This is a genomic window from Variovorax sp. 160MFSha2.1, from assembly GCF_048305075.1.
Taxonomy (GTDB): Bacteria; Pseudomonadota; Gammaproteobacteria; order Burkholderiales; family Burkholderiaceae_C; genus Variovorax; species Variovorax guangxiensis.
Genome location: NZ_CP157624.1, coordinates 4,603,268 through 4,615,562, shown reverse-complemented (window position 1 = coordinate 4,615,562; position 12,295 = coordinate 4,603,268). Strand labels below are relative to the sequence as shown.

The 12,295-nt window shown below is 69.7% G+C and carries 13 protein-coding genes; 6 read left to right on the top strand and 7 right to left on the bottom strand.

The genetic code is table 11. The annotated features are described in order from the left end of the window. The first annotated feature begins 61 nt into the window (after positions 1 to 61). The gene (locus ABL838_RS21065) at positions 62 to 457 is read left to right on the top strand and encodes a thioredoxin family protein (RefSeq protein ID WP_418121727.1); all 396 of its coding nucleotides are present in this window, start codon (positions 62 to 64) and stop codon (positions 455 to 457) included. Between the two features lie 13 nt (positions 458 to 470). Next, a complete protein-coding gene (locus tag ABL838_RS21060; protein ID WP_418121726.1) occupies positions 471 to 1,133 on the top strand; it encodes an NmrA family NAD(P)-binding protein in 663 nt (220 codons plus the stop codon). Here the strand turns inward: ABL838_RS21060 and ABL838_RS21055 are convergent. Continuing rightward, complete coding sequence (locus ABL838_RS21055) at positions 1,117 to 2,085, bottom strand: LysR family transcriptional regulator (RefSeq protein ID WP_418121724.1); 969 nt, start codon at positions 2,083 to 2,085, stop codon at positions 1,117 to 1,119. The genes ABL838_RS21060 and ABL838_RS21055 overlap by 17 nt on opposite strands. Before the next feature lie 119 nt (positions 2,086 to 2,204). On the opposite strand from ABL838_RS21055, the gene ABL838_RS21050 reads away from it, so the two are divergent. After that, on the top strand, positions 2,205 to 3,632 hold the full coding sequence (locus ABL838_RS21050) for a M20 family metallopeptidase (protein WP_418121722.1): 1,428 nt from the start codon (positions 2,205 to 2,207) through the stop codon (positions 3,630 to 3,632). Between the two features lie 8 nt (positions 3,633 to 3,640). After that, a complete protein-coding gene (locus ABL838_RS21045) occupies positions 3,641 to 4,630 on the top strand; it encodes a Bug family tripartite tricarboxylate transporter substrate binding protein (protein ID WP_418121719.1) in 990 nt (329 codons plus the stop codon). 17 nt (positions 4,631 to 4,647) lie between these two features. On the opposite strand, the gene ABL838_RS21040 is transcribed toward ABL838_RS21045, so the two are convergent. Continuing rightward, positions 4,648 to 5,454 (bottom strand): alpha/beta fold hydrolase, encoded by an 807-nt coding sequence (locus tag ABL838_RS21040; RefSeq protein WP_418121717.1) that lies wholly within the window; start codon positions 5,452 to 5,454, stop codon positions 4,648 to 4,650. A 1-nt stretch (position 5,455) separates the two neighbouring features. After that, a complete protein-coding gene (locus ABL838_RS21035; protein WP_093209576.1) occupies positions 5,456 to 6,766 on the bottom strand; it encodes an O-acetylhomoserine aminocarboxypropyltransferase in 1,311 nt (436 codons plus the stop codon). 167 nt (positions 6,767 to 6,933) lie between these two features. On the opposite strand from ABL838_RS21035, the gene ABL838_RS21030 reads away from it, so the two are divergent. Then, positions 6,934 to 7,389 carry a CBS domain-containing protein gene (locus ABL838_RS21030; RefSeq protein WP_184641444.1) on the top strand — a complete coding sequence of 152 codons (456 nt, stop codon included), beginning with the start codon at positions 6,934 to 6,936 and terminating at the stop codon, positions 7,387 to 7,389. Positions 7,390 to 7,524: 135 nt separating this feature from the next. Here the strand turns inward: ABL838_RS21030 and ABL838_RS21025 are convergent, their stop codons facing one another. After that, a complete protein-coding gene (locus ABL838_RS21025) occupies positions 7,525 to 8,505 on the bottom strand; it encodes a Bug family tripartite tricarboxylate transporter substrate binding protein (RefSeq protein ID WP_418121714.1) in 981 nt (326 codons plus the stop codon). Positions 8,506 to 8,513: 8 nt separating this feature from the next. Continuing rightward, a complete protein-coding gene (locus ABL838_RS21020) occupies positions 8,514 to 9,623 on the bottom strand; it encodes an adenosine deaminase family protein (RefSeq protein WP_418121712.1) in 1,110 nt (369 codons plus the stop codon). 86 nt (positions 9,624 to 9,709) lie between these two features. Between ABL838_RS21020 and ABL838_RS21015 the strand changes: the two genes are divergently transcribed. Continuing rightward, positions 9,710 to 10,669 carry a LysR family transcriptional regulator gene (locus ABL838_RS21015; RefSeq protein ID WP_418121710.1) on the top strand — a complete coding sequence of 320 codons (960 nt, stop codon included), beginning with the start codon at positions 9,710 to 9,712 and terminating at the stop codon, positions 10,667 to 10,669. Here ABL838_RS21015 and ABL838_RS21010 read toward each other — a convergent pair. Then, entirely contained in the window at positions 10,666 to 11,292 is a 627-nt protein-coding gene (locus tag ABL838_RS21010; RefSeq protein WP_418121708.1) for an N-acetyltransferase, read from the bottom strand. The two genes, ABL838_RS21015 and ABL838_RS21010, sit on opposite strands and share 4 nt — an antisense overlap. Further along, entirely contained in the window at positions 11,289 to 12,176 is an 888-nt protein-coding gene (locus ABL838_RS21005) for a universal stress protein (protein WP_418121706.1), read from the bottom strand. Before ABL838_RS21005 ends, ABL838_RS21010 begins: the two co-directional genes overlap by 4 nt. Between the last annotated feature and the right edge of the window lie 119 nt (positions 12,177 to 12,295).

Genomic DNA, 12,295 nt, shown 5'->3' with positions numbered 1-12,295 from the left:
ATAGCCACGACCTCCCGGCCGTACCACCCGGTCTTCCGATCACACCACCGACGCATCAGCCTTGAGCGCTCTTCCAAGCCTTCCAAGCACCCCTGAATCCGCCGGCTCGGCAGGCAGCGATGCGCCCTGGGTCGTCTGCCTCTGCGCCGAATGGTGCGGCACCTGCCGCGACTACCGGCCGCTGCTCGAGGAAGTGGCGCGCGCGCATCCGCAGTTCCGCTTCGCCTGGGTCGACATCGAGGACCACGCCGACATCGCCGATGCCTTCGACGTCGAGACCTTCCCGACCCTGCTGGTCGCCGGCTCCGACGGCACGCGCTTCCTGGGCCCGCTCCTGCCGCATGCCGAGACGCTCTCGCGCATGCTCTCCGCATTGCAGCCGCCACAGCCCTCGAGCCTCGACGTCGACCTGCTGCTGGCGGTGCTGAACAAGAAGCCCGCCGTCTTCGCGGTCTGACCGGAGTCTTCCCATGAAAGTCCTGATCTTCGGCGCCACCGGCATGGTGGGGCAGGGCGTGCTGCGCGAGTGCCTGCTGGCGCCCGATGTGGAAAGCGTGGTCGCGGTCGGCCGCAACCCAACAGGGCAGCAGAACCCGAAGCTGCGCGACCTGGTCCACAAGGACATGTACGACTACGGCGACATCGAATCGCAGCTGCAGGGCTTCGACGCCTGCTTCTTCTGCCTCGGCGTGTCGTCGGTGGGCATGAAGGAGCCTGAGTACAAGCGCATGACCTACGACCTCACGCTGGCGGCAGCCACCGTGCTCGCGCGGCTCAACCCGGGCATGACCTTCACCTACGTGACGGGTGCCGGCACCGACAGCAGCGAGCGCGGCAGCAGCATGTGGGCGCGCGTGAAGGGCGCGACCGAGAATGCCCTGCTGCGCCTGCCGTTCAAGGCGGCCTACATGTTCCGTCCCGGCATGATCCAGCCGCTGCATGGCATCCGTTCCAAAACGCCGGTCTACGACGCGGCCATCGTCGTGCTCAAACCCGTGCTCGGGCTGGCCTTCCGCCTCTGGCCGAACCGGGTGACCACCACCGAGAAGCTGGGCCGCGCGATGCTGGCGGTGGCGCGCAACGGTGCGCCGAAGCCGATCCTCGATCCGGCCGACATCAACGCCCTGGGCTGATCTCTTTCCTCGTTGCGCCGGAAGCCTGCGCGCGCCCCAGCTTGCGGCGCCCCGCGCTGGCGATGGCCGTGACCAGGTGCCGAACGAAGTCCTGCGCCAGCGGCGGCAGCGTGCGGCCTTCGAGCGCCAGCACCTGCAGCTGGCGCTGCTGCAGCGGTGCCTCCGCGAAAGGCCGCGCCACCACCGTGCCCTCGTCGATCAGGTGCATCACAGTGACCAGGCCCGAGAGCATCACGTCGGGCGTGCGCAGCAGCGGCAGCAGCACCGAGGAGAAATTGCTCACGAAGAGCGCCCGGTACTGCAGCCCCTGCAGGCTGCAGGCCTGGTCGAAGAGCTGGCGCGCGGTCACGCCCTTGTCGCCCACGGCCAGCGGATAGCGCACCGCGTCGGCCACCGACACCACGCGCTGGGGCGCCAGCGGATGGTCGGGCCGCAGCACGGCGTACACCGGCGCGGTGGCCGAGTGCTCGATCTTCAGGCCGGGCTCGGGCGCGACCACGTACTTGAGCGCGATGTCGGTCTCGCCGCGTGCCAGCAGCGCGCTCACGCCATCGGGCGAGCCCACGTGCAGCTCCAGCTGGCAGCCGGGGTTGGCCGACTCGAAGCTGCGCATCACCAGCGGCATGAAGTGCCCCGCGAAGCCCTCGGTGCAGGCCATGCGGATGCGCCGCGCGCTCTGCCCGCCGAGGTCGCGTACCTGTTCGACCACCTGTTCGATGTCGAGCTGTGCATTGCGCAGGTGCGCCGCCAGCCGCTCGCCCGCGGCCGTGAGCGCCATGCCGCGCGCATGCCGTTCGAAGAGAGGCGTGCCCAGGCTGTCCTCGAGCTTGGCAATCTGCCGGCTGACCGCCGACGAGGCCACGAAGAGGCGCGCGGCCGCCTGGTTGACCGAGCCGCTGCGCGCCACTTCGAGGAAGTGCCGCATCGGGATGCTGAGCAGGGGGAGAGTCATGGCAGGGCCTTGGGTGTTGCCTTCAAGGCAATGGTAGCTTGCCAAAACGATGCTGGAAGCATCGGCCTTCAGGCCTTGTACTTGCTCTCCCGACGGACAGAAAGACAAGGAACCCCTTCATGCAACGCCCGGACAGCCTCGCCGCTGCAGCCGCCTACTTCGACGCAGGCGGCTTCTTCGCCGACCTCCAGCGCCGCGTCGCCTTCCGCACCGAGAGCGACACCGGCGCCGCCACGCCCGCGCTGGAGGCCTACCTGCGCGAGGAGATGATCCCGCCCCTCGCCGCACTCGGCTTCGCCTGCGAGGTGGTCGCCAACCCGGTGCCCGGCGGTGGGCCCTTCCTCATCGCGCGCCGCGTCGAGGATCCGTCCCTGCCCACGGTGATGACCTACGGCCACGGCGACGTGGTCAGCGGGCAGGACGCGCACTGGGAAGAGGGCCTGGCCCCCTGGGCGCTGACGGCTCGCGGCGAACGCTGGTACGGGCGCGGCACGGCCGACAACAAGGGCCAGCACAGCATCAACCTGGGCGGCCTCGCGGCGGCGCTGGAAGCCCGTGGCGGCCGCCTGGGCTACAACGTGACCTGGCTCATCGAAATGGGCGAGGAAGCCGCCTCGCCCGGCCTGCACGCGGTGTGCGAGCAGCAGCGCGACAAGCTGCGCGCAGACCTGTTCATCGCCAGCGACGGCCCGCGGGTGAGCGCCGCGCGGCCCACGCTCTTCCTCGGCTCGCGCGGCGCGGTCAACTTCAGCCTGCGGCTGCGCGCCCGGCCGCGCGGCTATCACTCGGGCAACTGGGGCGGCGTCCTGGTCAATCCGGGCACGGTCGTCAGCCATGCGGTGGCCTCGCTGGTCGATGCGCGCGGGCGCATCCTCGTCGAGGCGCTGCGCCCGCCGCCGGTGACCCAGGCGGTTCGCAACGCGCTGACCAGCATCGCCATCGGAGGCGGCGCGGACGACCCCGAGGTCGACGAGGGCTGGGGCGAGCCCGGCCTGAGCCCGGCCGAACGGCTGGTGGCCTGGAACACCATCGAGGTGCTGGCGCTCGGCGCGGGCTCGCCGCAGCGGCCCGTCAACGCGATTCCCTCCGAGGCGGTGGCGCATTGCCAGCTGCGCTTCGTGGTCGGCACGCCCTGGCAGGACCTGCAGGAGATCGTGCGCGCGCACCTCGATGCGCACGGGTTCGGTCAGGTCGAGGTGGAGGTCACGCTGACCGGCGCGGCCACGCGGCTCGACGTCGAGAACCCCTGGGTGGGCTGGGCGCGCAAATCCATCGAGGAAAGCAGCGGCCTGCGCCTCGATCTGCTGCCCAACCTCGCCGGCTCGCTGCCCAACGACGTCTTCGCCGACCTGCTCGGGCTGCCCACGCTGTGGGTGCCGCATTCGTACCCCGCCTGCGCGCAGCACGCGCCCAACGAGCACCTGCTCGCGCCGCTGGCGCGCGAGGGCCTGCAGATCATGGCCGGCCTGTACTGGGACCTGGGCGAGCCGGGCCTCGCGCCCTGGGCTGCCGGCCGGCTTTCGCAATCCGCTTCCACTCTTTCCTGACACGCACCATGGACATCGCCATCTCACGCCGCCGCTTCGGACTGCTGCTTTCCGCTTCCGCCGTCCTGGGCACGCATTTGCCCGCTTTCGCACAGGGCGCCTGGCCCGAGCGTCCGATCAGGCTGGTCGTGCCTTTCCCCCCGGGCGGCGGCACAGACCTGGTCGCGCGGGCCATGGGGCAGACGCTGTCGGAGCAGCTCGGCCAGCCCATCGTGATCGACAACAAGCCCGGCGCGTCCACCATCATCGGCACCGACGCGGTCGCCAAGGCCGCGCCCGACGGCTACACGCTGCTGCTGTCAGGTTCGACCAGCTTCAGCGTGAACCCGGCCCTGCGCGCGAAGCTGCCGTACGACACGGTGCGCGACCTCGCGCCCATCGCCATCGTGGCGCGCACGCCCCTGGTGCTGGTGGTGGGCAAGGGTCAGCCCTGGCAATCGCTGCCCGAACTCGTCGCGGCGGCCAAGGCCAAGCCGAAGAGCATCCGCTACGCCACCTTCGGCTCGGGCTCGGGGCCGCACCTGTCGGGCGAGCTGTTCGCGCTGGCCGCGGGCATCCAGCTGCAGGACATTCCGTACAAGGGCAGCAGCCAGAGCTCGCTGGCGGTGATCGGCGGCGAGGTCGAGATCGCCATCGACACCGTGGCGGCCGTGGCGCCGCACGTGCGCGCGGGCAAGCTGCGCGCGCTGGGCATCGTGGGCGCGACGCGCTCCAGCATGCTGCCCGAGGTGCGCACGCTGGCCGAGCAGGGACTGCCCGAGGCCACCTTCGACGCCTGGTACGGCTTCGCCGCCCCCGCGCGCACGCCGGCGCCCGTGATCGACAAGCTCGCTCGCACGGTCGTCGCGACCATGGGCCATCCGGCGCTGCAGGCGCAACTGCGTGCGCAGGGCATGGAGCCGGTGGCCATCGGCGCGGCGGCCTTCCGCACGCAGATGGAAGGCGAGATCTCGCGCTACCGCGCCCTTGCGCATCGCGCGGGGATCGTGGCGGAGTAGGTCAGGTCCCCGGAAGCTCAGGCGTTCAGGAAGTCGCGCAGCGCGAACAGCACCTCGTCGGGCGCCTCGCTCATCAGCGCGTGGCCCGCGTGCACCGTCACCACTTTCGCGTTGCGCGCCTTGCCCACCAGCGCCTTGGTGGCGCGCGGCGGCGTCATCTGGTCGGCGTCGCCAAGCAGGAACAGCACCGGGCACTGCACCTTCTCGATGGCGGCCTCGCCGTTGGCGTAGTCGTTGCAGGCCTTGAAGCCGATGTGGAACACGTTCGCCTCGCGGTTGCTCGCGAGCACGCGGCGCATCAGCGCGCGCGAGCTGCCGTAAAGCCAGGTGCCCGGGCCGAGCGAGGAGGGCGGTGGCGCCAGCAGCGAGTGCGAGAAGGTGTTGACCATGGCGATGGCGCGCTGCGGATCGCTCACCGAGCTTTCGAGCAGCGCGGGCGACACCGCCATCGGGTAGGCCGTGCCGACCATCGCGAGTTGCGTGATGCGCTGCGGCGCGCGCGAGGCCGCCTCCAGCGCGATCAGCGAGCCGAAGCTGTGGCCGACCAGCGCGGCCTTCTGCACGCCGGCCGCGTCGAGCAGCGCGATGACGAACTGCGCAGCCTCCTCCACGCTGGCCGGCGGCGGGCCTTCGCTCTTGCAGTGGCCGGGCAGGTCCACCGCGAGCACGTTCCAGCCGTGGTTGGCGAACCAGCGGCTCTGCAGGATCCACACGCTGTGGTCGTTGAGCACGCCGTGGATGAAGACGACCGTGGGCTTTGCCGCATCGAAGGGCTTGCCGCCGGTGTAGCAGTAGGTGGCGTGGCCGTTGACGGTGTAGTTCATCTCAGGCACCTGCCTTTTCCGCAGCCTTCAGGGCGCGCTTGAGGTCGTCGATCAGGTCGGCCGGGTCTTCCAGGCCGATCGACAGGCGGATCGTGCCCTGAGAAATGCCCGCGCCCGCCAGCGCCTCGTCGGTCATGCGGAAGTGCGTGGTGCTCGCGGGGTGGATCACCAGGCTGCGGCAGTCGCCCACGTTGGCCAGGTGGCTGAAGATCTTCAGCGTCTCGATGAAGGCCTTGCCCTGCGCGCGGCTGCCCTTGATGTCGAAGCTGAACACCGCGCCCGCGCCGCGCGCGCCGTGGCGCAGCAACTTCTGCGCGAGCGCATGGCTCGGGTGCGATTCGATCAGCGGATGCCCCACGCGCGACACGAAGGGGTGGCTCGCGAGGAATTCGACCACCTTCTGCGTGCTGTCGATGTGGCGCTCCATGCGCAGCGGCAGCGTTTCGATGCCCTGCAGGATCAGCCATGCCGTGTGCGGGCTCATCGAGGCGCCGAAGTCGCGCAGGCCCTCGCGGCGGGCGCGCAGCAGGAAGGCGCCCACTGTGCTTTCCTCGCTGAAGACCATGTTGTGGAAGCCGTCGTAGGCCTGCGTCAGCTCGGCGAATTTGCCGGATTTCTCCCAGTCGAAGCTGCCGCCGTCGACCACCACGCCGCCGATCACCGTGCCGTGGCCCGACAGGAACTTGGTGGCCGAGTGATAGACCAGGTCGGCGCCCCAGTCGAAGGGCTTGATCAGGTAGGGCGAGGTGAGCGTGGAATCGACCAGCAGCGGCACGCCCGCCTCGTGGGCGATGTCGGCCACGGCGGGGATGTCGAGCACGTCCAGCCCCGGGTTGCCCACCGTCTCGCCGAAGAAGAGCTTGGTCTCGGGGCGCACCGCGGCGCGCCAGCCGTCGAGGTCGCCGGGCTTCACGAAGGTGGTCTCGATGCCGAAGCGGCGCATCGTGTAGTGCAGCAGGTTCTGCGAGCCGCCGTACAGGGCCGTGCTGGCCACGATGTGCGAGCCCGCGCCCATCAGCGTGGCCACCGACAGATGAAGCGCCGCCTGCCCGCTGGCGGTGGCGATGGCGCCGATGCCGCCCTCGAGCGCCGACACGCGCTGCTCCAGCACCGCGTTGGTCGGGTTGCTGATGCGCGAATACACGTGGCCGGCGCGCTCCAGGTTGAAGAGGGCCGCAGCGTGGTCGCTGGATTCGAAGACGAAGGAGGTGGTCAGGTGGATCGGCACCGCCCGCGCGCCGGTGGCGGGGTCGGGCGCGGCGCCGGCGTGCAGCGCGAGGGTGTCGAAACCGGGGTCGGAATATCCGGGCATGAGGGCCTTTCTCGTGTCTGAGCTGTTGTCTCCTGGCAATGCCCCGTTACGTCTGCAATTCATGCGTGCGCGACAGGGGCGCTCAGGTCGGCGTCGATTGTGGGCTATATTCAAAAACGGCACGCCCGCCGAGATAGCCGAGATTGAGTTCCCAGAGGAGCAAAACGATGAAAGTCAGCGACATCCTTCGCGTCAAGGGCAATACGCTCTTCACCATCACGCCAGACGACCTGCTGGCAGAAGCCGCCAAGACGATGGCGGAAAAGGACATCGGTTCGCTGGTGGTCATGGAGCACGGCGACCTGGTCGGCATGCTCACCTTCCGCGAGGTGATCGTGGCCATCGTCGGCAACGGAGGCCAGGTCGGCACCATGCAGGTCCGCAAGGTCATGGACGACGCCCCCGTCACCTGCACGCTCGAAACCGACCTCGACGAGATCCGCCGCATCATGCTGGAGCGCCACGCGCGCTACATGCCCGTGATGGACAAGCGCATGCTGATGGGCGTGATCAGCTTCTACGACGTGGCCAAGGCCGTGGTGGACAGCCAGAACTTCGAGAACAAGATGCTCAAGGCCTATATCCGCGACTGGCCCGAAGAGGACGAGAGCAAGGCCGGTTGAGCCGAGACAGCCCGGCGCAACGCCCGGCTTGATGCGAGAACACCGAGGAACCGGCTTCGCCGAGCCTCAGGTGTTGCCCCCGGTAGGGGGTGGCGAAGCGGACACGAAGTGCCGCGCAGCCTGGGGGCGAGTCCTCTATTCCTTGATGTTGGCGGTCTGCACGATCTTCTGGTTGCGCGCGTACTCGGCCTGCACGAACTTCGCGAACGATTCCGGCGTGCCGCTGCCCGGCAGCGCGCCTTGCTCCACCAGCTTGCTGCGCACGCCTTCTTCCTGCAGCACCGCGTTGAGCTCCTGGTTGATGTGCGCGACCACGGCCGGCGGCGTCTTGGCGGGCGCGAAGATACCGGTCCAGCTCACCATGTCGAAGCCCTTGAGGCCGGGCATCTCGTCGAAGGTGGGCACGTTGGGCAGCGCGGCCAGCCGCTTGGTGCCGGTGATGCCCAGCGCCTTCAGCCGCTTGCCGTTCACGTGCGGAATCGCGCTGGTGCTCACCAGCATCGCCAGGTCGACCTGCTCGCCGATCACGTCGGTGGCGATCTGCGTGCCGCCGCGGTAGGGCACGTGGGTGACGAAGATGCCGCTGCGCTCCTTCAGCAGCTCCATCGCCAGCTGCAGCACCGTGCCCACGCCCGAGGTCGCGTAGTTGTACTTGCCGGGCCTGGCCTTGGCGAGCTTCACGAAGTCGGAGAAAGTCTGGGCCTCCAGGCCGGGCCGCGCCACCAGCACCATCGGCGCGGTGTTGAGCAGGCCGACCGGCGCCAGGTCCTTCAGCGGATCGAAGCGGAAGGCCGAGGGGTTCACCAGCTTGCCGATGGCGATGGCACTGTCGGGGCCCGCCACCAGCGTGTAGCCGTCGGGCGCCGCGTTCACCGCCTTGGCCACGCCGATGGCGCCGCCCGCGCCGGCCACGTTCTCGACCACCACCGACTGCTTGAGCCGCTCGCCGAGGCGCTGGGCTACCAGGCGCGCGTTCACGTCCACGCTGCCGCCGGCCGTGAAGGGCACGATCAGCGTGATGGGCTTGGCGGCGGGCCATGCCGCCTGTGCGAGGGCGGCGGTGGGAAGGGCGGCGCAGAGCGCAGCGGCGAGGAGCAGGCGGCGGGGCGTGTTCATGGCGTGGGTCATTCGTGGTTGGTGGGGGCGGGTTCGGTGTCGAGCCGGGCGCGCAGCGCGTCGAACTCGGCGCTCCATTGCGTGCGCCATTCGCGGCGCTGCGCCTCGTCGATCCATGCGCCGTCGAGGCCATTGAGCATGAAGCCGCGCAGGTCGTCCAGGCCGAAGCCGAAGTCGCGCACCATCATCAGCCAGGCCTGTGTGGGCGTGACCTTGTGCAGCGTCGGGTCGTCGGTGTTGGGGTGGATGCGCAGGCCCAGGCCGGGCATGCGGCGGATGGGGTGGTCCAGCGCCCAGCGCTCGGGCGGCAGCGTGCGCAGGTAGTAGGAGTTGGTGGGCACCACGGTGAAGATCACGCCGCGCTCGGCGCAGCGGCGTGCGTAGTCGGGCTGGTCGATCACCGTGTAGCCGTGGTCGATGCGGTCGATCTGCAGTTCGTCGAGCGCGGTGCGCACGTTGGTCCAGGGCATGCCGAACTCGCCGGCGTGCGCGGTGGTCTTCAGGCCGGCCTTCTTCGCCTCGGCATAGGCCCGGGCGAACAATTCCGGCGGACGGTCGTTCTCGCGGTAGTCGATGCCAATGCCGATCACCTCATCGCAGCGGTTGGCCTTCACCCATTCGACCATCTCCACGGCCGCCTCGGGGCTGGCCTCGCGGTCGATGGCGGCGATGAGACGGCCCGAGATGCCGAATTCCGTCTTCGCATCGTGGATGGCACGCACGATGGCGCCCTGCGCGAGCGGATAGGCGATGCCCGACTCATGCATCGTGCCGGTCGGGTTCCAGAAGAACTCCGCATGGCGCACGTTGTGGGCGGCCGCGTCCTGCAGGTATTCGAACGTGAGTTGATAGAGGTCGCCGGGGCTGCGCACCAGTTGGGCGTCGAGCGCGCGCAGCACCCGCAGCACGCCGACCGGCTTCTCGCCGCGCGTGTAGAAGCCCTCGATCTCTTCGTCGGCCAGCGGGGAGCCGGCGCGGCGGTTGAGCTGCTTGAAGGTTTCGTGGCGCACGGTGCCGAACAGGTGGCAGTGCAGCTCGGCCTTGGGCATGGCGTGCAGCATCTGCTCCAGCGTGAGGGGCGCTGCGGAGGCAACGGGCGCGGACGTGGGGCTGGTCATGGCGGCAGTCTAGTAATGGCGTCCTCATAAGGAAAATTTTGAATTTCTATAATTTGATTCACTGAATCAATAACCGGGGATCCGCCATGGCCGCCTTGCCCCTGCGTGCGCTCACGCTGCGCCAGCTCCAGTTCTTCTCGGTGCTGGTGGAAGAAGGCCAGTTCGGCCGGGCGGCGCGGCGGCTGGCCATCACGCAGCCGGCCCTGAGCAACGCCATCAAGCAGATGGAAAAGCTGCTCGGCGCAGAGCTGCTCACCCGCTCCACCCACCGGCTTGAACTCACGCCCGTCGGCGCCGAGGTGCTGGCGCGTACCGACTTCCTGGTCAACACCTTCGAGGTCGCGCTGCGCGACATCGAAAGCACGGTGCAGCGCGGCCGGGCCTATGTGCGCATCGGCGTGATTCCTTCGGCCAGCGCGCGCGTGGCGGCCGTCGCCAGCGAGTTCCTGCAGACGGAAGGCCGGCGCGAGGTGGAGTTGTCCTGGCGCGACGCCCCTTCGACCACGCTGCTGGCCGAACTGCGCAGCGGCCAGATCGACATGGCGGTGGCCGCCATCACCGAGCCGCCGGGCGGGCTGACCTGCATCGACCTGTTCCGCGATCCGCTGGTGCTGGTGGTGCGGCGCGACCACCCGCTGGCGGCGGCCGGCGACGCGAGCTGGGAGGCCATCGGCAAGGAGCGGCTGGTGCTCTTCGAAAGCGGCAGCATGCCCGCGCTGGGCAACCCGGCGCGTGCGCAGTTCGCCCAGGGTCCGCAGCCGTACCGCGTGAGCTACTCAGAGACGCTCTATGCGCTGGTGCGCGGCGGACAGGCGCTGGGGCTGATGCCGCGCCTGTACACCTCGTCGCTGCGCGACCCTGAACTGGCTGTGGTGCCGCTGCTGAACCCGCGCGTCGAGCGCCGCGTGGTGCTGGCCTATCTGCCGGGGCCGATGCGCAACGTGGTAGCGCAGGAGCTCATCGCATTCCTGCGCGAGCGGCTGCCGCAGGCCGGCGAAGCGGCGGTGCGGCGCGTGAGCGGCAAGGGCGCGCGGGCGCGGCGCTAAGCCATCTGCGTCTCGAGGCGGAAGCGCTCCAGCGTCCAGCCTTCGCCGAGCAGGAACATGCGCGTGTGCAGCCCGGCGAGCGTTTCGCCCTCGACCTCGCGGCCCAGGTAGCTCAGCTGCTTGTTCCGCAGGTCGGCGAAGCCCGCCTCGTAGCGGCTCGACAGGCTCTGCCAGAGCGCATGCGCGCCCGGCGACTGCCGCGCGCCGCTCATGAGGCAGAGGCTCCGGTCCAGCGCCCAGCGGTAGACGGCGGAAGCCAGCCCGCGCCGCTGCCAGGCCGGGTCGTATTGCGAATGCGGTGCGCGGATGTGGCGCTCCGCTCTGCGGCTCAGTTCGATCAGCCGGTTGAACACGGTGTAGCCGACCAGCCTGTCTCGGCTCAGGTCCTCGATGTAGACGTACAGCTCGCCGTCGGCTTCGCGAAAGCGTGCGCGCAAGCCGGGGTCATCGAACACGAGGCCCGGCATGTCCTGCAGGCGGTCTCGCAGGGCGCGCATGCGTTCGTGGACGGGCGCGAGCGTGGCCTTGCCCGGATCGACGTCGATGCGCAGCTCGGCCGGCCTGGGGCGCCAGTCCGGCAGCGAGGGGAAGGAGAACGCGAATGGCAGTGCCAGCGATGTCATGCCGCACTCTGCCGAACCGCCGCCGTGGAACTCGGTGCCTGCATGCCATGAGGCACCACGAGCACGTCGCCCGTGGACCAGCGCAGCACGCGCAGCGCCACGCTGCCGAGCAGGAAATCCGTCAGCGCCGAACGTCTGCGCTTGCCGACCACCAGCAGGTCGGCTCCGCTGTACTGTTGCTGGACGGCCGCCTGCCGCGCCGGGTCGCCGCGGCCAACCGACGAGACCACGCGGTTGCGGCGCGCGCTCGACGCATCCGACAGCCACAGCATGCGTTCGCGCGCATGGCGGGCGCAGGCGTGGCGGTAGGCATCGATCACGTGCGCGGACACGTCCGCGTAGCGCAGCCTGCCTTCGTGCATGGGCGTGAAGGCGTGGAAAAGTTCGACGTCGGCCTGCGCGTCGAAGGCGCAGGCCAGGTCGACCAGCGGGCGCGATTCCTCCATCAGGTCGACGGCCACGAGCATGCGCCGGTAGCTGCCGGCCTGCGCGTCGAGCCGCACGACCAGCACCGGCCGCTGCGCTGCCCGCAGCAGCCGCTCGGCCGGCTGCCCACGGAAGAATGCCGCGAGCGAGCGGTCGGGCTCGTCGCCGATCACCACGAGGTCGCACCAGCGCGCCTCCAGCACGGCTTCTTCGAGCAGGCCGCGCGTGCAGTCGACTCTTTTGACGAGGATGCCGAAGCGCTCGGCCACCTCAAGGCACACCGCGCCAAGGCCGCCTGCCGCATCGGCATCGGCTGGGCCCGCGAAGGCCGCGGGCGCGTACATGATCTTCAGCAGCGCGCCGTGCACCGCCGCGATGGAGGCCGCGCGCACCACCGTGCGCAGTCCGTGCGCCGACAGGTCGGTGACCGCCAGGATCGATTGGATGTTGTTGTTCATCGTCCGTGTTCTTTCCGCATGACGAGGCCCATCGCCGGCCGTGGCGAAGCGGCTGGCGACAGGCGAATGAATCAGCGAGGGAAAGCGCGGCGCGCCCGCATGGGCGCGCTACCGCGCGG

What these genes read in the sequence shown, in the direction of transcription:
- ABL838_RS21045 (WP_418121719.1), top strand. Translation starts at nt 3,641, where the DNA reads ATGGACATCGCCATCTCACGCCGCCGCTTCGGACTGCTGCTTTCCGCT.
- ABL838_RS21025 (WP_418121714.1), bottom strand. Translation starts at nt 8,505, where the DNA reads ATGAACACGCCCCGCCGCCTGCTCCTCGCCGCTGCGCTCTGCGCCGCC.
- ABL838_RS21060 (WP_418121726.1), top strand. Translation starts at nt 471, where the DNA reads ATGAAAGTCCTGATCTTCGGCGCCACCGGCATGGTGGGGCAGGGCGTG.
- ABL838_RS21050 (WP_418121722.1), top strand. Translation starts at nt 2,205, where the DNA reads ATGCAACGCCCGGACAGCCTCGCCGCTGCAGCCGCCTACTTCGACGCA.
- ABL838_RS21055 (WP_418121724.1), bottom strand. Translation starts at nt 2,085, where the DNA reads ATGACTCTCCCCCTGCTCAGCATCCCGATGCGGCACTTCCTCGAAGTG.
- ABL838_RS21035 (WP_093209576.1), bottom strand. Translation starts at nt 6,766, where the DNA reads ATGCCCGGATATTCCGACCCCGGTTTCGACACCCTCGCGCTGCACGCC.
- ABL838_RS21040 (WP_418121717.1), bottom strand. Translation starts at nt 5,454, where the DNA reads ATGAACTACACCGTCAACGGCCACGCCACCTACTGCTACACCGGCGGC.
- ABL838_RS21020 (WP_418121712.1), bottom strand. Translation starts at nt 9,623, where the DNA reads ATGACCAGCCCCACGTCCGCGCCCGTTGCCTCCGCAGCGCCCCTCACG.
- ABL838_RS21010 (WP_418121708.1), bottom strand. Translation starts at nt 11,292, where the DNA reads ATGACATCGCTGGCACTGCCATTCGCGTTCTCCTTCCCCTCGCTGCCG.
- ABL838_RS21015 (WP_418121710.1), top strand. Translation starts at nt 9,710, where the DNA reads ATGGCCGCCTTGCCCCTGCGTGCGCTCACGCTGCGCCAGCTCCAGTTC.
- ABL838_RS21030 (WP_184641444.1), top strand. Translation starts at nt 6,934, where the DNA reads ATGAAAGTCAGCGACATCCTTCGCGTCAAGGGCAATACGCTCTTCACC.
- ABL838_RS21005 (WP_418121706.1), bottom strand. Translation starts at nt 12,176, where the DNA reads ATGAACAACAACATCCAATCGATCCTGGCGGTCACCGACCTGTCGGCG.